The 15973-nt window shown below is 39.2% G+C and carries 21 protein-coding genes; 1 reads left to right on the top strand and 20 read right to left on the bottom strand.

Annotation, left to right across the window (positions count from 1 at the left end; translation table 11 throughout):
* Nucleotides 1-188: 188 nt before the first annotated feature.
* The 17 genes from KQI39_RS00105 to KQI39_RS00025 form a co-directional block, all read right to left on the bottom strand.
* Nucleotides 189-647: a hypothetical protein gene (locus KQI39_RS00105; RefSeq protein WP_216415644.1), complete on the bottom strand. Its 459-nt coding sequence runs from the start codon at nucleotides 645-647 to the stop codon at nucleotides 189-191.
* A gap of 114 nt (nucleotides 648-761) precedes the next feature.
* The gene (locus KQI39_RS00100) at nucleotides 762-1085 is read right to left on the bottom strand and encodes a hypothetical protein (protein ID WP_216415642.1); all 324 of its coding nucleotides are present in this window, start codon (nucleotides 1083-1085) and stop codon (nucleotides 762-764) included.
* Nucleotides 1082-1303, bottom strand: coding sequence for a helix-turn-helix transcriptional regulator (locus tag KQI39_RS00095; protein ID WP_216415640.1), 222 nt, complete (start codon nucleotides 1301-1303; stop codon nucleotides 1082-1084). Before KQI39_RS00095 ends, KQI39_RS00100 begins: the two co-directional genes overlap by 4 nt.
* Nucleotides 1300-1506, bottom strand: a complete 207-nt coding sequence (locus tag KQI39_RS00090) for a hypothetical protein (protein ID WP_216415638.1) — start codon at nucleotides 1504-1506, stop codon at nucleotides 1300-1302. The genes KQI39_RS00095 and KQI39_RS00090 overlap by 4 nt, the downstream gene beginning before the upstream one ends.
* Nucleotides 1507-1587: 81 nt before the next feature.
* Nucleotides 1588-1911, bottom strand: coding sequence for a hypothetical protein (locus KQI39_RS00085; RefSeq protein ID WP_216415636.1), 324 nt, complete (start codon nucleotides 1909-1911; stop codon nucleotides 1588-1590).
* Between the two features lie 136 nt (nucleotides 1912-2047).
* Nucleotides 2048-2695, bottom strand: a complete 648-nt coding sequence (locus tag KQI39_RS00080; RefSeq protein WP_216415634.1) for a helix-turn-helix domain-containing protein — start codon at nucleotides 2693-2695, stop codon at nucleotides 2048-2050.
* Between the two features lie 6 nt (nucleotides 2696-2701).
* On the bottom strand, nucleotides 2702-3022 hold the full coding sequence (locus KQI39_RS00075) for a hypothetical protein (protein WP_216415632.1): 321 nt from the start codon (nucleotides 3020-3022) through the stop codon (nucleotides 2702-2704).
* A complete protein-coding gene (locus KQI39_RS00070; protein ID WP_216415630.1) occupies nucleotides 3019-3378 on the bottom strand; it encodes a DUF2577 domain-containing protein in 360 nt (119 codons plus the stop codon). The genes KQI39_RS00075 and KQI39_RS00070 overlap by 4 nt, the downstream gene beginning before the upstream one ends.
* A gap of 57 nt (nucleotides 3379-3435) precedes the next feature.
* The gene (locus KQI39_RS00065) at nucleotides 3436-8205 is read right to left on the bottom strand and encodes a LysM peptidoglycan-binding domain-containing protein (protein WP_216415628.1); all 4770 of its coding nucleotides are present in this window, start codon (nucleotides 8203-8205) and stop codon (nucleotides 3436-3438) included.
* A 79-nt stretch (nucleotides 8206-8284) separates the two neighbouring features.
* Complete coding sequence (locus tag KQI39_RS00060; RefSeq protein WP_216415625.1) at nucleotides 8285-8746, bottom strand: hypothetical protein; 462 nt, start codon at nucleotides 8744-8746, stop codon at nucleotides 8285-8287.
* Between the two features lie 23 nt (nucleotides 8747-8769).
* Entirely contained in the window at nucleotides 8770-9231 is a 462-nt protein-coding gene (locus tag KQI39_RS00055) for a hypothetical protein (protein WP_216415623.1), read from the bottom strand.
* Nucleotides 9232-9271: 40 nt separating this feature from the next.
* Nucleotides 9272-10027, bottom strand: coding sequence for a hypothetical protein (locus KQI39_RS00050; RefSeq protein ID WP_216415621.1), 756 nt, complete (start codon nucleotides 10025-10027; stop codon nucleotides 9272-9274).
* Nucleotides 10020-10214: a helix-turn-helix domain-containing protein gene (locus KQI39_RS00045; RefSeq protein ID WP_216415619.1), complete on the bottom strand. Its 195-nt coding sequence runs from the start codon at nucleotides 10212-10214 to the stop codon at nucleotides 10020-10022. The genes KQI39_RS00050 and KQI39_RS00045 overlap by 8 nt, the downstream gene beginning before the upstream one ends.
* Nucleotides 10215-11269: 1055 nt before the next feature.
* Nucleotides 11270-11773, bottom strand: coding sequence for a DUF3375 domain-containing protein (locus KQI39_RS00040; protein WP_216415617.1), 504 nt, complete (start codon nucleotides 11771-11773; stop codon nucleotides 11270-11272).
* A 43-nt stretch (nucleotides 11774-11816) separates the two neighbouring features.
* Nucleotides 11817-12263 carry a hypothetical protein gene (locus tag KQI39_RS00035; RefSeq protein ID WP_216415615.1) on the bottom strand — a complete coding sequence of 149 codons (447 nt, stop codon included), beginning with the start codon at nucleotides 12261-12263 and terminating at the stop codon, nucleotides 11817-11819.
* On the bottom strand, nucleotides 12260-12484 hold the full coding sequence (locus tag KQI39_RS00030) for a hypothetical protein (RefSeq protein WP_216415613.1): 225 nt from the start codon (nucleotides 12482-12484) through the stop codon (nucleotides 12260-12262). The genes KQI39_RS00035 and KQI39_RS00030 overlap by 4 nt, the downstream gene beginning before the upstream one ends.
* Nucleotides 12485-12498: 14 nt before the next feature.
* Nucleotides 12499-13110, bottom strand: coding sequence for a sigma-70 family RNA polymerase sigma factor (locus KQI39_RS00025; protein WP_216415611.1), 612 nt, complete (start codon nucleotides 13108-13110; stop codon nucleotides 12499-12501).
* A 176-nt stretch (nucleotides 13111-13286) separates the two neighbouring features.
* Between KQI39_RS00025 and KQI39_RS00020 the strand changes: the two genes are divergently transcribed.
* Nucleotides 13287-13478 (top strand): type II toxin -antitoxin system TacA 1-like antitoxin, encoded by a 192-nt coding sequence (locus KQI39_RS00020; protein WP_216415609.1) that lies wholly within the window; start codon nucleotides 13287-13289, stop codon nucleotides 13476-13478.
* Nucleotides 13479-13512: 34 nt separating this feature from the next.
* Here KQI39_RS00020 and KQI39_RS00015 read toward each other — a convergent pair whose 3' ends face one another.
* The 3 genes from KQI39_RS00015 to KQI39_RS00005 form a co-directional block, all read right to left on the bottom strand.
* The gene (locus KQI39_RS00015) at nucleotides 13513-13983 is read right to left on the bottom strand and encodes a low molecular weight protein-tyrosine-phosphatase (protein ID WP_216415607.1); all 471 of its coding nucleotides are present in this window, start codon (nucleotides 13981-13983) and stop codon (nucleotides 13513-13515) included.
* Between the two features lie 318 nt (nucleotides 13984-14301).
* On the bottom strand, nucleotides 14302-15516 hold the full coding sequence (locus KQI39_RS00010) for a site-specific integrase (RefSeq protein WP_022214379.1): 1215 nt from the start codon (nucleotides 15514-15516) through the stop codon (nucleotides 14302-14304).
* 104 nt (nucleotides 15517-15620) lie between these two features.
* Nucleotides 15621-15842, bottom strand: coding sequence for an excisionase (locus tag KQI39_RS00005; RefSeq protein WP_330653902.1), 222 nt, complete (start codon nucleotides 15840-15842; stop codon nucleotides 15621-15623).
* Between the last annotated feature and the right edge of the window lie 131 nt (nucleotides 15843-15973).

Below are 15973 nucleotides of genomic sequence, written 5' to 3'. Positions count from 1 at the left end.
AACCACATCAACATAAGGAATTAGACAGCTCTCATCTTTTCTTATTCCTCAATTTTCTATAATTTGAGGATAACGCCTGTAACGCTGTATTTGCCCCATATAGTCATTTTATATTTTACCTTTACAATTTACCATTGGAGCATATTTATTCCAAAATAGGCTATTCTCAGGCTCTCTAAAGTATATGTCTAACATATATCCAACTCATCACTCTGTCCATTCCACTGTAAAAGCTCTTCCCACGTTACTCCTCTCTTGATACACTCCCGGTACATCTTAGCAATGCCTCCATACTTCTCAGGATCTGCCTCTATTGGCATACCTGTAGTAAATCCAAAAGGCTCCCCTCCTACTTCCCGGTTGTAATCTAAGTAACTTGCCGCTATGCTCCGTGGATCAGCACCCGATACCGCTCTTAACAATTTCTTATCCTCCTCTGCCAGAGAGTTCTTAAGGTTGAACCCTACCAGCTTTCCAGCTATATGAACGGGCATATATTCCCTGTTATACCTGTCTCTCCATTTCTGGCTCTTTGCATCCCAGATCACCCTCCTCTTGCTGGAAAGTGTATAGCTTTCGCTCTCATATCGCTCTTTAGTCTCAGGATCCACTACAGACTCAATAAAATGCTTTACCACATTGTACACGCTCTCACTCCTTTTCACACCTTTTCCCTGAGTATATCCCCTTGTTATCTGATCTGCAAATAAAAAAAAGTGCCTCCAGAGCTCTTATTTACAATTCTCTGGAGGCTTACCTCTTCATACTAAAACAACTGGAGCATTCAGCAATCTGATACACATTTGCTCTCTGATTATTGGTGATACACTTGTCTGATAAATAGCAGATATTACAGCACTAATGCTGACCATTTCCCGGCTGTCCTCTGGCTTACATTCCTTATACACCTCAGTACACTCATGATCTAAACGAAACCCTTTAAGGCTCCTATATGCTTCTCGAATACCTCTGTAATCGAAATATACAGTACCATTTACCTCAGTAATCAATACCGGATTCTTTCCCTCTACAGGAGCTACATAACAGCTCCCATTCTCAGGAATCTTAAATTTCTTATAACTCATGCCTGTGCCCTCCTGTCCTTGTTTCCCTCTTTTGTAAAATCCATGTACTCCAATGGAATTTTATAGAGCAAGCTCAGCTTTAAGCCTACAGCCATCTCCGGGGAATAAATTCCTTTCTCCCAGTTTATCACTGTCATTTCACTGACTCCCATAGCCTGAGCTACCTCTTTAATCAACATTCCAGCCTGAACTCTACACGCTTTTAATCTCATTTTCATTTGTCTTTTCTCCCTTCCATTTTTCCGATCTGATAAGCAATGTTAATAAGAAAACTGTCTGTGTTCTTAGATTCTCCTGTAAAGTAAGGAGCATACCATTTACTAAGTCCCATAACAATCTGATAATCTTCCTCTGACAGACTTTTCTTAAATGCTTTATCCATCTTCTTAGTGATCCATTCTCTACGCTTGTTTTCTTTCATATCCTGTTGCCTCCTGTTTGATCCTGTTATTGTGTATCTGTAACATAATAACTAAGTGGATCAGCAGATTTAGGCATACGATTAGAAAACTCTGCACTTTCTTCTTATCCGGTGCATCCCTATAATCCTCAGATACTCCTCAGCCTCTTTCACCGCCGCTTTTGCCTCTGGCTCCAGTTCTCCCGGCTGGATCTGCTCCGATAATTTCTGGATCTTATTCTCCTCCCTGTGATATTGTGCCTCTGAGATCTGATAAGGCATATTCTGCCGCCAGTAATATACCACTAACGTAGATAAGCCTTGTAACACTTTTCGATTCTCAGATAATAGCTCATGTCTTGCACATCCCATCAGCCTCTCTTTGAATTTATTAAAAAGAATATCCTCTCTACTACTTACAACCATTTCTAAAGCCCTCCATTTCTACTGAAAACACTGCATAAAAGCCCCTGTTTCTCCTCTTTGCCTCCCTGTCAGCTCACATTTTTCTTTCCTATTATAAATAAACAAAACTTTCGTTTATCTTAATTCAAAAATTCTTTTACTGTAGTAAACTATCTATAATCGTTTTGAAAACAGGTATACACTCTGGATGTTCTTCAATAAATGTATAAATAGCCTCTTTATCTTCCTCCTCACTACATACTGGTTGACATCCTTTATTTTCTCTATATAATTCCATTACATCAAGATTAGAAAACAACTTTTCCCCGGATTCTGATATTTTTTCTGGTTTTAATTTTCCCTCGCTGATATATCTCTTTACTGTTCTAAGAGAAACCTCCATGTATGCCGCTACATCCCGGATATTCCATAATTCTGTCCCGTTTTCAATAATCTGATCCAGCTCCTCCTCATCAATTCTGGAGAAATAGTCCAGTCCATCTAATATATCTTTTTCTGCCATAATGCCAACCTCCTGAAAAGCAATTTTTAATTCTAACTGTTTATCATACTGTTCTTCGAAATACCTAACCATATAATCCCTTGTCCCGTATATTGCCGGATATTTCTTTCTTATCAGACATTTTTCCAGACTGAGTAACTCTATCCATATCCGTTCTCTCCCGGTTTTTCTATATTTTTTCTTAACCGTTCTCAGCTCTCCTTTTTTGATATAGTTCCATACAGTTCTCTCAGTCACATCTAATGCTCTTGCTGTTTCGCTTACTGAAAAATAGTGTTTCATAAGCAATTACCATACAAATAACTGAGGTAAGTATTCTCTGGTTCTATCTCTGACCGTGATCCACGTTCTTTTTCCATTAATTTTTTCTGTATAATCCATATTTTCCGCTACCTCATCCATTTTCATTAAAAAACTTTTTCTTTCTTCCCCGGCTACTTCATACGCCTGAAATAACAGTTCTAATATTTTCCGTACATTTTTACCATTGTTAGACTCTCTGATCTTTTTTCCCGGAAACATATCTACCATGAAGTAGTCAATATACTCCTCAGCAATAATTATTTTTTGAGGAATATGAAATTGTATGATTTTACAATTATTCTTCATGGTTTTACCACCTTTGCAAGAATCACATAAGTATTATTATCATTGCATTTCATAACAGCTACTAAGTCTCCCTTTTTAAGCCCGGTCTTTCTTACAGCCGGATTAGTGGTTTTAAAACTTCCGTCATAATGTCCGAATGTTACATCTGATACATAAGGAACTTTCAGAGGAAATTGATACCCAGCCATAAGATAATCAGCTATATAGATATCATCTTTCTCAAGAATTAATCCATCAATTTCTACTGATGTAGCACTAACCATAGTTCCAATCAAAAGAGTCTCCGGGTTATCTTTTGATCCCTCCTCTCTCATAACACCCATTAACTCAGCATAAAACTGATCTGCATTAGCCATTTATATACCTCCTTATTTCCGGGGAAAGAGCCATACTTTCTCTTTCCCCAATTTCTTTTATGCCATGGTCATTTGCACCTTTCTTAGCTTTCTTACAAACTCCTCTATGAGAGTATCCATATCAGCCGGATTATTAATCACAGGATCATTGATATTTACCACAATATCATTGTTTTCCTTAGTCTGCTTTGTTTCCTGTTTGGTAAGGAGTTTCTCTCCCTCATGTGCAAGAATAGGAGTACCGTCCTCACGGATTTCTCCTGTACCCATTGCTCTACTAACCATTCTCACTCCCCTTGTGGATCGTTCATACTGGTTAGCTTCGTTCTTAGTCAGGAGCTTCTCTCCCTCATGTGCCATGATAGGATAGTTGTCATAAGGTACACGGTCTACACCCATTGCTCTACTTGCTCCACCAGCACCCTTAGGCATACTTGCCGCCGCACTTGCCGCACGACTTACCGCCGACTGGATACTTGCCGCCGCACTGTTTACAGCCGCCGCCGCTGAGCTTGCCGAACTTGAGATACTTCCCATTGCTGAGGAGAATGATCCAGCAAGTGAGGACAATGTACCAATAATAGAACTACTGTAAGAAGAGATACCACTCTGAGCACTTGCAAAAGCACTCAATGTAGAACTCCAGCCGGATACTGTAGTTGATACAATGTTACTCATTCCTGAGGACATTCCAGAGCTTAAGGTTGTAAGAGCTGTCTGGATAGCTGTCATAGCTGTAGTAAGAGCTGTCTGAGCTGTGGTGAAAGTCTGTGTAATTCCCGTCCACCCTGTTGTCAAACTTGTGTTAAGGGTAGTAATGCCAGTAGTCAAGGTAGTAAATACCTGATTAACTCCTGTCCACCCTGTAGTTACTGTTGTAGAGATCTGAGTAAACGCTGTTGTAAACGCCGTACTCAACTCTGTGAGAGCTGTAGTTACTGTACTGTTAGTAGTACCGATACCCTCAGCTCCAGTGTTATAGGCTTCTGAGATAGAAGTCCATGCACTCTGTACTTGAGGAGCAACCTCATTCATCTGATCGAAAGCTGTTTGATAAGAGGCTACATTTGCCTCAGCCGTAGGAGCTGAGTTTCCAACCTCCTCAGATCCACCAGAGAAGAAATCACAAATATTTCCCCAAGCGTCCCCGATAAATGAGCCGACACTTTCAAGAGCACTTGTTACCGTCTGTCCAATTCCGTCAAGAACTGAGCCGACTCCCTCAAGAGCCCCGGAGAGTAACTCTTTTCCAGTATCAAAAGCACCGGAGATAGTTGTCCATGCTCCCTCCACAATCGGAGCTACAGCATCAAGAGCACCGGAGAATACATCACCAATGCCATCCACTACAGAACCAATACCGGATACCGCTGTGGAAATTGCTGAGCTTGCTGTGTCGAAAGCACTTGTAATAGCCGACCAAGCCCCCTCTGCTATGCCCTGAGCACCCTCAAGACCACCAGAGAAAAAGTCTGCTATACCTGAGATCACCCCAGAAATTGTACTTACCACCCCAGAGATTACGCCGCTTGCTGTCTCGAAAGCTGACTGTATAGCCCCCCAAACAGTAGAGACAACCCCGGAAATAGCTGAGAAAATTCCAGAGAATACGCCAGACAGTGTAGAAATTACGGATCCTACCGTACTGGATGAGGAGGATACTCCCTCTGATCCACTGGAGAAAAATCCTGTAATAGCCGACCATACTGACGATACAATAGAGCCGATAGTTGAGAAGATACCAGAGAAAACACTATACAGTGTTGAAATCACCCCGGAGATCACACCTACCACACTACTGATAATGCTACCAGCCACACTAAAAGCTGACTGGATCACGCTCCAAGCCGCCGATACAATCGGAGAAATAGCTCCGAAAATTCCAGAGAAAACACTCTGCAATACTGAAAGGATACTGCTGATAGTGTCAATCACCGCAGAAATTACGGTTCCGGCTACCTGAAAAGCTGTGCTTATTACACTCCATACCATAGGGATATATGGAGCCAGAAAACTAAATACTGACTGTACCCCACTCCACAAAGTCTGGAGAACAGGGACGATAATACCGACTACCTGACTTATCAAGTTTCCGGCACTTGTAAAGGCTGGTTTTATTCCCTCCCATGCTGATTGAATGTAAGGAGCCATCTGGTCAAATATTTGAACAAAATAATCCTTAAGCCATCCAATAGCTGAGCCTATAGCTTCTGAGGCTGATAACAGGAAAGATCCAGCACTCTCAAACGCTGAGGAGATCATACTCCAAGCATCTGATACTACAGGAGCAATAGCTCCCATTACACTCTCCACTATACTCAGAATAGCATCCAGAGCCGAAGAGATTACATTTCCAGCCGCCTCAAACACCGTACCTATAAAAGATACCGCTGTTGAAATCACAGGAGCTGTAGCCCCTATAACACTGGAAATAAGCCCCATATGATTGCCAATAGTTTCATAAATTCTCTTAACAACATTCTGTATTTTTACAAAAGCACTCGAAACAGGAGCCGCTATATTCTGAATAACACTATTCAGACTATTTACAACACCTACAACTATAGGCTGAACAGATATAAAGGTTTCTTTCCAAGCATCCATAATAGGAATAAATCCATTTACTACTGCTGTAATTGCATTAGTTATTCCAGGAAGTACACTAACAATTGTACCTACAGCCGCTACTGCACATTCTTTCAAACCATTAAAAGCTGTTTGCACCATATTAAAACTTGCTGAAGCAAGGGATGCAAAAGAACTGATAATAGGATTATCCATATTAAGCTCTGTTTTTTGTGTGGTTTGTGGCACCTGATTTTCTGAGGAATTATTTTTCCTCTTTTCTGTGACTGTTGTTGGAACCTGAATTGTTTGACCTGTAAAGATCTTGTTAGGATCCGGGATATTGTTGTAAGCCGCAAGATCCTGATATGTGGTTTTATATTGCTTTGCAATGGCTGAGAGTGTATCTCCACTCTGAACCGTATAATCTACATACTTAGATACCTGTGAGGCTACCTCTCCTACCCCTGAGCCAGCCTGTTTAACTGATGAGGCTACATTACTCACAGATGTAGTTACCTTTTTCATGGAATCCGGTAAGAGATCCATTAAGCCACTTGATAAGCTCTTTACTATAGAGGCTCCAGCCGCCTTAACCTTAGGAGCTCCTGTCTCAATAGCTGTAGCAATGGCTGTAGGTAACGCTGAGAAAATGTTACCAATCATAGGAATAGCATTATCAAACGCAAATGTAACAGCACTTCCAACTAACTGAGACATTGATGTTTTTACATCCCCACCAATGGCTAAATTACCTAAGAGATTTTGAGCCGCCGCTTTCATGGAGTTAAATGATCCACTGAAAGTAGTAGCCGCCTCTTTTGCTGTTGTACCAGCAATGTCAAGATTTTCCTGAATTGCATGAACCGCATTATAAACGTCTGACAGGTTACTAATATCGTACTTCTGCCCCGTGAGCTTCTCAGCATCAGAAAGGAGCCTTTCCATTTCCGTCTTAGTACCGCCATATCCTAACTTTAAGTTATCCAGCATGGTATAATTTTGTTTCGCAAAACCTTGATAAGCGTTCTGGATATCTTCCATACTGGTTCCCATCTTATTAGCATTGTCTGACATATCAACTACAGCCATATCAGCCACCTGAGCCGCTTTTTGAGTATCTCCACCCAAACTCTGCAACAATGAGGCTGAGAAAGCTGTTACTGTTTCCATGTAGTTATTTGCTGATAATCCGGCTGTCTGAAAGGCGGCATCTGCATTTTTCTTTACAATGTCTGCACTGTCCTTAAACAGTGTTTCAACACCACCTATACTCTGCTCAAGTTTTGAACCCTCTAACAGGGAGCCAGTCATAACAGCGGATACCGCTATAGTAGCTCCTTTAGCTAAAGTCTTGAGCATCCCTCCAATCTTGCTCAGTACAGCACTTGCCATATCCTTTACTTTTACCAGTGGAGCCGCTACAGCACTTCCTAAGGCTGAAAGTCTGCTCCTTACATTATTGATAATACCTGAGGCTGTATCTCTAATTCTGATAAAAGGACTTGCTACCATGTGTCCTACTGCTCTGATTCTACTTGTTATACTGGAGACTATCCGGGAGGCTGTGTCTCTCACCCGGATTACAGGACTTGCTATAGTCCTACCTACAGTCCTCAAAGTATTCCTCACTCTTGTCAGAGCGGCTGAGGCTGAGTCTCTCAACCTCACAATCGGAGCCGCTACATGAGATCTGATACTATTTAGCCTCTGCCTGATCTGGTTCAGTCTATTTGTAGCTTGATCCCTTAACCTGACAAAAGGGGCGGCTACTCTGCTACCAACACTGGAAAGCGTTGATCTTATGCTTTGTAGCCGCCTACTTGCTTCATCCCGTAACCTAACTACTGGAGCTGTTACCATACTCCTCAGGCTTGCCAATCTCTCTCTCAACGCTGACACACGCTGAGTAGCTCCTGAGTCATTGACATTAACCTGAGCATCTACTGTCCCTCTTAATCCATCCAAATTCTCTCTGAGCTGTTCAGTCTCTCTTTGAGCCTCTGAGGTATCAGCCTCCACTGTAGCTGTAGTATCAGTGCCATTTACCTGATCCAGTACCTCTTGTATCTGATCTACCTGTTGCTGAGCCGCTGAGGTATCAACGTCAACATCTGTACTGTAATTACTACCTGTAGCTCTTTCCAATGCCGCTCTGGTTTCTTCAACCTGTGCCTGTAACTGTCTTTGTGCCGATATGTTTTTCTGAATCGTTGCTATCATTTGATCCTGTAAAACAATTCTTGCACCAAATTCAATCAAATTTCTCACCTCCAATAAAAAAAAAATAAATCCAGCCTCTGAATCTCTCAGAAACTGGATTTATTTTTTCTGTATTCAATTAGCATCCCATACTCTGGAGACATTCAATCTGACGTTTTACCTCCTGTTGAACCAGTTTATTAAACTCTCGCTTAATATCAATAACTCGCTTTTTGAGCTCCTGTTTTATTTCTACTGGATTTTTAAGGATTAAGAGATCTTCATAAGGGATCATATCTCTAAATCTGCTGTCTAAGCCATTTTCAGCAACCAGATCTATTATATCCAGCCGGGTTCCTCTTATCAAGAGTTCATGGTCATTAATCTCTCGCTCCTTACGTCTTTCTGCCTCTTCAATCTGTTTGAGTTTTTCTATGCGAGCTAAAGACTCTGCCGCCTCTCTGCTTCTTTTCTTTTCCCATTTTTTACGGGCTTCGGCAATTCTCTGATCTACCCTTTTTTCAAAATCAGCCTCCAACTCAGCAGTTACTTTCTCTCTGACTTCTTTCTCTGTTGGCATAGTATTTTCAATATCACTCATAGTACAGTTCTCCTCCTCACAATCTACTCATTTACTTCTGTAAATTCTGCATCTACTCTCTGATTAATAAATTCTCTAAGAATTTTAATCTCCTCAGAACTTGAGGTAATATATCGGTTCTGATTTTCTCCCCGATTGAATACAAAAGTTCTTCCCCCTGCTGATGTAGTTCCTTTATAAATTGCTGGATATAACTTAGTAAGAGGCGTTCTACACTCAAATACAGCTCCCTCAGGATCTGCTGGTACATTTCCCTCTGCATTCAATTCTACAATGAGATAATCACCTCTCTGAGCAATATAAGCTCTCATACCCTCGATAGCATCCTCTCTCTCCAAAGTAAGTTGATTATGTTTTTCTCCCTCACAAAAACAGTAAGAACAATTTACCATCTCAGGATCAGGAAGTTTCTGTAATGCCTCCCACTCTGCCTGAGAACCTAACCATTTACCATTAACATCATATGATGTAATTACTACTCCCACATGAAAAAGCTCCTCATGTGCCACCTGTAAATATGATTGTTTACTCTGAAATATTACTTTCATCTTCTTGCTCCTCACTTTCTTCCGCTTTCTCCTCAATTTCTTTTGATTTTTCTTCAGCTTTCACCTTAGCGGATTTTACAATTCCTAACTCTTCCAATAAGCCGCTCTCTTCAAATTCTTTTCTACGATTATTTTCCTGAGCCTCACGGATCAGATCAGCATTCTGTTCCATATAGTCAGCCTTTGCTACAGCTATAGCATTTTTATCGGCTTTTGCCTGTAACAATTCATTCTCCAGTTCTGCATATTTTTGATGAGCTTCAATTTCCCTCTCCTCAGTGCCATAAGTTCCAATAATATTATTATCTACCAGAGTTTTCACTTCCACTTCAACACGTTCTTCACTCCATCCAGCAACTTTACTACAAGACTTTCTATAAAACTTTTTTACTTCCTCAATAAGTGAGGCTTTTCTCTCTTCAATATCTTCTATAAGATTACTTACACGGCGTTCCTCTGTCATTAGATTACTGATGGACTGTCCAATATACTTTGACGCCGCATATTTCCCGGTAAAGACTCCCTGTTTAGCAAAATAATCTACAAATTTATTATCAAGACTTTCCATTACTCTCTGATTGATCGTTCTTTCAATCTGCTGTGATTCCACATCTTTCTCTCGCTCAGGTTTTACAACTGGTCGTTCTAACATCCCTGCAAATTTTCCTGAAAGCATACTCTTAACTTCATCATTAGGAGTTACAAATCTCCTTGTTTTTTTATTGTCACTCATTTGCTTTTACCTCACTTTCATTCCTTATATATCTCGCTACACTTGCTACAGTTATGTACCGTTCCCTGCCTTTTTTAGTCTTTTTTATAACTCTCTCCAGTGTTCCATTTTTAAGGTATCTCTGTATTGTTCGTGAAGACCTTCCAATCTGTTCTGCACACTCTTCCATTGTAAAAAGTGTTTTCATAACTGAGCACCTCTTTTCTTTGTTTCGTCAAAAACCTTATTATCAATGGCAATAAGTTATTTGTTTTTGTCATTATGTTCTCATAATATAGCGTGCTTATCTCGCGAAAAGTAAGCCTTTTTAAATATAATTTTTTTCATTCTTATAATTGCATAAATATTCATCATGTATGTTAAATATATTCATTTTTCATGTATTGTTATTTCATAAATAATGTAAATGAAAAAGAAAATCTCTTTTTTAGGAAATTTAGGCATAGATCTCCTAAGAAAAAGGAGGGGAGCCATGCCTAAAAGAATCTCTTTTTTGAGGTTTCTTAGTACCCTACATAGTTTAGCATCTCAGCTAAATATTACAGCCACTCCAGAGGGGGAGCGTGACACATTTCCATCCATGCTTTACTGTAACAATCTCTCTTTGGAAACTTCCATAGCCCAACTTCTTTCGTTTTATATCGGTTTTCAAGTTGTATGAGATCCGATTGAGGAGGAGCTGGAGTAGGGTGCCCCAAATTCTCCCCCTGTAGATTTATTATTTAGGCTCTACAACACCACGCTTTTATAAAGCGGTTACGCTGTCCGCTTACCGTTATGCAATTAAAAAAGGAGCCTCTAAGACTGTTTATAATCTTATAGCTCCTGTGTTATCCTTTATTATCCTGTATGATCCTGTAACAGAAAAAGAGAGCTAAGGTAAAGATTACTCAGTACCTTAGCTCCCTCAAAATATACAGGAAAAGAAATGATTTAGGCTCTCTCTTTTAAGCTAATTTTATTGACTTCTGAAAGTCCACCCTTTATAATAATTGGTGAAATATCAGTTGCCTCTGGTGGTGTAGAGTATCTCGTTTACCCTATATCCTTACTCATTGCTGGTAACATTGAGTAAGAACTGACAGCACCCTAACCGGGTGCTTTTTTTTTCTGTTGTAATTTACAATAATGTTTCTTACCATTTTTGTCAAGTCCTTTTTTCATTCAGTATTAACCAAAACCAAGAAGAAATTTAGACAAGAGAGGGAAGATCCCTAAAGATCTTCCCAAAATAATCAGCTATTATTTAATCACAATGTTATCTGTATCTATATAATCTGTAAATCCGTCACCCTTAATTATGTGAAACTTTGTTTCTATGTTCTCCACATCATCCATAGGATTTTCCTCAGCATCATCTCCAAATACGGTAAGCCCGTCCTTAGCTTTCTTTCCCGGAGCAACCTCTATAGAACACATAGGATCTATCATAACCCCGTTAATAGACGTATCTCTTACCTGTACTGTAAGTTTCTGATCTGAGGTATTTTCTATCACAAAATTAACTTTGTATCCCAGACTACTCTCTTTCATTCCATCATAAGTAATAGTTAAAAGATCATCCTGATACAATACCTCACTCTCAGCCTCTTCTCCTTTCAGCTCCTTTAACTCTGCCTGTAATTCTGCAATCTGAGCCTCAATTTCAGCTATTCTTTTAGAGTTATCTTCCTGAGCCATTACAGTAGTACCAAAAGGAACACATAACGCTACTGATAACATTACAGCTACAATTTTCTTACCCATACATTTTACCTCCTGTGTATCCCTCAATATATTCCTCATTATACTACTTTTCTTGTGCAACCTCAATCACAAACTGAGCCCACGCCCTACTATCATCCTCCCCATACATCCTGTATATACAGTCCTGATAAGGGATCCTCCAGTATTCTCTCCCGGCTCCCTCAGCGGTCAGCCCACGCCGCTCATATTTCCTCTCTATGTTTTGTAAATGATGTCTGAATTGATGTAAGAAACTCTCAAGATCCGGCTCAGTGAGGTATATCTCTCCTGTAGCCTGTACATAGTTATCATCCCTTACCCAGACTGTTATAACCGGGATAGATACTTGATAGAGGTCTGAGAGCTCTGTGTCAAGCTCTCTCAGAGCCTCTAAAGCGTCCAGTTCATCATTTATAGTATTCATTTTATCCATATACTTTCTAACCGCCGTAGGAGCCTCTGAGGCTGTGTACAGCTTCTTGTACAGTTTTACTCTGTCCTGTATATTCACTCAACCACCTCAGAAAAACTGTTTAATGCACTTCTAAGGCTTTCCATACCTTGTGATGGATTATAGTGTGTTCTGAATACCAGATCATCCTGTACATTTCCTACTGTAAATCCATTTAAAGCATAATACTTAACAAATCCCTTTACAATCTGTGAGTCGGTCAGATTCCCATGTGCTAAATCAAATAGCCAGATTTTATGATCCTCTGTTGCTCTGTTCATTGCTTAATCCCCCTTTATGCATAAATACCAGCCGCTATAAGTTTCTTTCCAATACGTTTTACATAACTGTGTACAGACGGAGTCTTTACTCCCAGTTTCCGGGCAATGTCCGGTTTAGATTTTCCCATTAGTAAAAGGTTAATAACTACTCTTTCATTATCCGATAATTCTAAGCTGTCCAGTAGCATTTTCATCTCTACCATGTCGTAATCTTCACACTCTACAGAAAACTCAGAAGATCCGGCACTGTCCCCCTCTTCCTCATATTCTGAGTGATTATTGATCTGCTCATAACTATGCACAAAACAACCGGGATTTCTTTTCTGACAATTAGCCATTGAAAACAGTGTATTATAATTTCTTTTGAGACATCCACAAAGGTATGTAGTAAAGCTACACTCTCTTGTATCATCAAATGTCTGGATAGCGTCCCATAAAACAAGATCTCCCTCACTAACCAGATCTTCCAGCTCAGCTCCTATAATGGATCTGGAGTAACTTCTTGCAAATACATAAATAAGACCTTTCGTTTTTTCCATAATCTCTGCAAATACGCTTTCGTTTCTGTCCTGTTTGTACTGAGCCACCAGCTCATCAACTGCATAATCGTTGTAATTTTTCTTCATTTCCTGTGTCCTCCTGTTTCAATCCTTGTGTATATGTTTAACATATATCTCATTTTTAATATAGTATATGTTAAACATATATGTCAAGGGTTATTCCTCACTTATTCCTCATTTTTCTTTCAAAACACAAGAAATGTATGTTATAATCTCCTCAAATAGTGAGGAGATACTTATATATGGGAGCTAAATACACTGAAGCTCAGAAAAGAGCTACTGCAAAATATCAGAAAGAAAATACCAGCCTTATAGGTATTAGAGTATCAAAAGAAAAGAAAGAACTATATCAGGCTCATGCCACTAATGCCGGGAAGAGTCTCAGTTCTTACATTATTGACGCTATAGAAGAGCAAATAAAAAAAGAGGAATGATCCAAAACGGTCATTCCTCTTCATACTTTTATCTTTAATTGTGGAGTTCTCCATGTTCTTCCAGATACTTTAAGAAACCCTCACATCCCTCAATTACATCATCATACGTCTCATCAAAATTTCCAGTATACCACGGATCCGCTATATCTCTTCCTGATCCGGCAAATGAGAGAAACTTATAAATCTTTCCCTCAGGATCTCTCTTTAGCATCCTGTTAAGGTTCCGTATATTGGCGGTATCCATGCCAATAATATAATCAAACTTGCCATAATCCGTTAACGAGATCTGCTTAGCTCTATGAGGCACTAAAGGGATCCCTACTTCTCTCAGTTTATTTACTGTACCTCTGTGTGGAAGGTTTCCTATCTCTTCTGTACTGGTTGCAAAACTATCAATAATAAACTGATCCGCTAAGCCCAGAGTCTTTACCTTGTAAGTAAAGACACTCTCAGCTAAAGTTGATCGACAAATATTTCCATGACAGCAAAAAGCTACTCTTATCATTGTTTTCTCCTCTATATCCCTATCGTTATTGATAACTTAGTTTGTCCTGTTTGTATGGTAAAGTACATATGTTGCCGTGGCAGACAAATAACACTCTTATCATTGCTTAAAACTCCTTGAAATGCTGTATTTACGCTGTTTACAGGCATTTTCCGATAATCTTCAATCCTGTCATTTTCCTGTATATCACAGCATAAATTCGTATATTTTCTTATCCAAATTTAGTAACTTCTTAGTAATAACCAGCCTGGAAAACAGGCTTTCTAAGAACCTTATAATCAGATTATTTTTAATTCTTTTTTCTATTATTTTATCATACTATGCCAGTTTTGCAATCCTATTCATCTCTTCTTTTGCATCAATTAATCCCAGATGCGTATATACATTTAACGTAACCCCTATATCAGAATGTCCCATTAAATATTGGAGTGCTTTCGGATTCATTCCAGCTTTCGCCATATTGGAACAATATGTGTGCCTGCATACATGAGGCGTGATCTTTGGCATTTGTTTCTCATGAGTACGATTATACTTTCCTAACGCCCATTGAAAATGTTTTTCCCAATGGAGTGCTACCTCAGGCATATCTTTTTTATCCAGGAATAGAAATCGACTATATCCATCTATAATCGGCTCAACCCTTACTTTTTTACGGTTTTTCACAATCTGTTCAAAACATTCATAAACTTCATCTGTCATCGGTAACATTCGTGTTCCACTTGAAGTTTTGGTATCTTCAATGACGTACTGCATTCCTCTGGTTCTCTGAAGCTGATGATTCACATTGATTTTTCTCTCCTGAAGATCAATATCTTTCACTGTCAATCCACAAAACTCAGAAATACGAAGTCCAGTCTTAAACAAAATAAACATTCCATTATAGTATTTTGAGTAATGGTCATCATTTCGGATAAACTCCAGAAATAACTCTTCCTGTTCTTTTGTAATTGCCTGTCTTGTAACACTGTCATTTACGACAACTGTACATAATTGAAATTCAAAAGGATTCTTGCGCAGTAAATCATCTTCAACTGCCATCTGAAATGCAGGTCTTACAATTCCACGCACACTGTGAATGGAACTGTATCCTCTTCCATCTGCTTGCAGCTTAATAAACCATGCTTTTGCATCCGACAATTTTATTTTATCTATTCTTCTGGTTCCGAATTCTTCTTTTTTTATTATATTGATCACAAAATCATAGTTCGCCTGAGTATTATGACGAACCCCCTTTTTTTGTCCAATATATTTTTGAACCAAATCCAAAACTGTTAAATTTCCTCCGTAAGGTACTATACCATCATGTAAATCTCTTTGGATATTTTTTTCTTTTTCCCTTAGAGCTAAGCATGGTCTGCATCCAGTTGGCAGAGAATCTGTTGGCTCTAATTTCCAACTATACAAAAACTTCTGCTTTCCATAACAATCTGTATATACAAACGCATATCTTCCATCTTTTCTCTGACTTTCTCCGTTTCGTAAAATTCGACCTTTTTTATCTCGTCGTTTTTGGTCACGTTTTGTTTTACCCAAACGTCTTCGCCCCTTTCTACGAAGAAGCCCTAGCACGATATAGGTATTATATCATACCAGGACTAACATTTCCACTTTAAAGCGCTAAATTGTTCGTATATTTTTTACAAAGACGTAGTCTGATCCAGAAAGGCCTCAAATTTCTTACGGTTAATCAATGACTTACACCCCACCTGGACTGTAAAGCAACATTTTGAATTTAGATGTTCCGAAATAAGCATCCTTATTTTCTTTTCACCTATTCCAAAATATTGCACTGCTTCATCCACCGTAAGCATATATTTTTCCCAAATTGGAATCTTACCTTTTTCAATTTTAATCGCCACTCTTCTCTCCTCCTAGTATAATAATGATGTAGTCAATCAAGACTACTTGGTTAATAAGTTTCTATAAATCAGATAACAGAAGAAGGGGTTCTTCCTTCATCAGATGTTATCCGTAATAATGATCATGTCTG

Source organism: Blautia sp. MSJ-36 (genome assembly GCF_018917985.1).
Classification (GTDB): domain Bacteria; phylum Bacillota; class Clostridia; order Lachnospirales; family Lachnospiraceae; genus Blautia_A.
This window is presented reverse-complemented; position numbering and strand designations above follow the sequence as displayed.

Coding starts and splice junctions, on each gene's coding strand:
- KQI39_RS00080 (WP_216415634.1), bottom strand. CDS start 2,695: ATGAAACACTATTTTTCAGTAAGCGAAACAGCAAGAGCATTAGATGTG.
- KQI39_RS00060 (WP_216415625.1), bottom strand. CDS start 8,746: ATGAGTGATATTGAAAATACTATGCCAACAGAGAAAGAAGTCAGAGAG.
- KQI39_RS00085 (WP_216415636.1), bottom strand. CDS start 1,911: ATGGTTGTAAGTAGTAGAGAGGATATTCTTTTTAATAAATTCAAAGAG.
- KQI39_RS00020 (WP_216415609.1), top strand. CDS start 13,287: ATGGGAGCTAAATACACTGAAGCTCAGAAAAGAGCTACTGCAAAATAT.
- KQI39_RS00015 (WP_216415607.1), bottom strand. CDS start 13,983: ATGATAAGAGTAGCTTTTTGCTGTCATGGAAATATTTGTCGATCAACT.
- KQI39_RS00025 (WP_216415611.1), bottom strand. CDS start 13,110: ATGAAGAAAAATTACAACGATTATGCAGTTGATGAGCTGGTGGCTCAG.
- KQI39_RS00070 (WP_216415630.1), bottom strand. CDS start 3,378: ATGGCTAATGCAGATCAGTTTTATGCTGAGTTAATGGGTGTTATGAGA.
- KQI39_RS00095 (WP_216415640.1), bottom strand. CDS start 1,303: ATGAAAATGAGATTAAAAGCGTGTAGAGTTCAGGCTGGAATGTTGATT.
- KQI39_RS00030 (WP_216415613.1), bottom strand. CDS start 12,484: ATGAACAGAGCAACAGAGGATCATAAAATCTGGCTATTTGATTTAGCA.
- KQI39_RS00100 (WP_216415642.1), bottom strand. CDS start 1,085: ATGAGTTATAAGAAATTTAAGATTCCTGAGAATGGGAGCTGTTATGTA.
- KQI39_RS00045 (WP_216415619.1), bottom strand. CDS start 10,214: ATGAAAACACTTTTTACAATGGAAGAGTGTGCAGAACAGATTGGAAGG.
- KQI39_RS00075 (WP_216415632.1), bottom strand. CDS start 3,022: ATGAAGAATAATTGTAAAATCATACAATTTCATATTCCTCAAAAAATA.
- KQI39_RS00040 (WP_216415617.1), bottom strand. CDS start 11,773: ATGGGTAAGAAAATTGTAGCTGTAATGTTATCAGTAGCGTTATGTGTT.
- KQI39_RS00050 (WP_216415621.1), bottom strand. CDS start 10,027: ATGAGTGACAATAAAAAAACAAGGAGATTTGTAACTCCTAATGATGAA.
- KQI39_RS00090 (WP_216415638.1), bottom strand. CDS start 1,506: ATGAAAGAAAACAAGCGTAGAGAATGGATCACTAAGAAGATGGATAAA.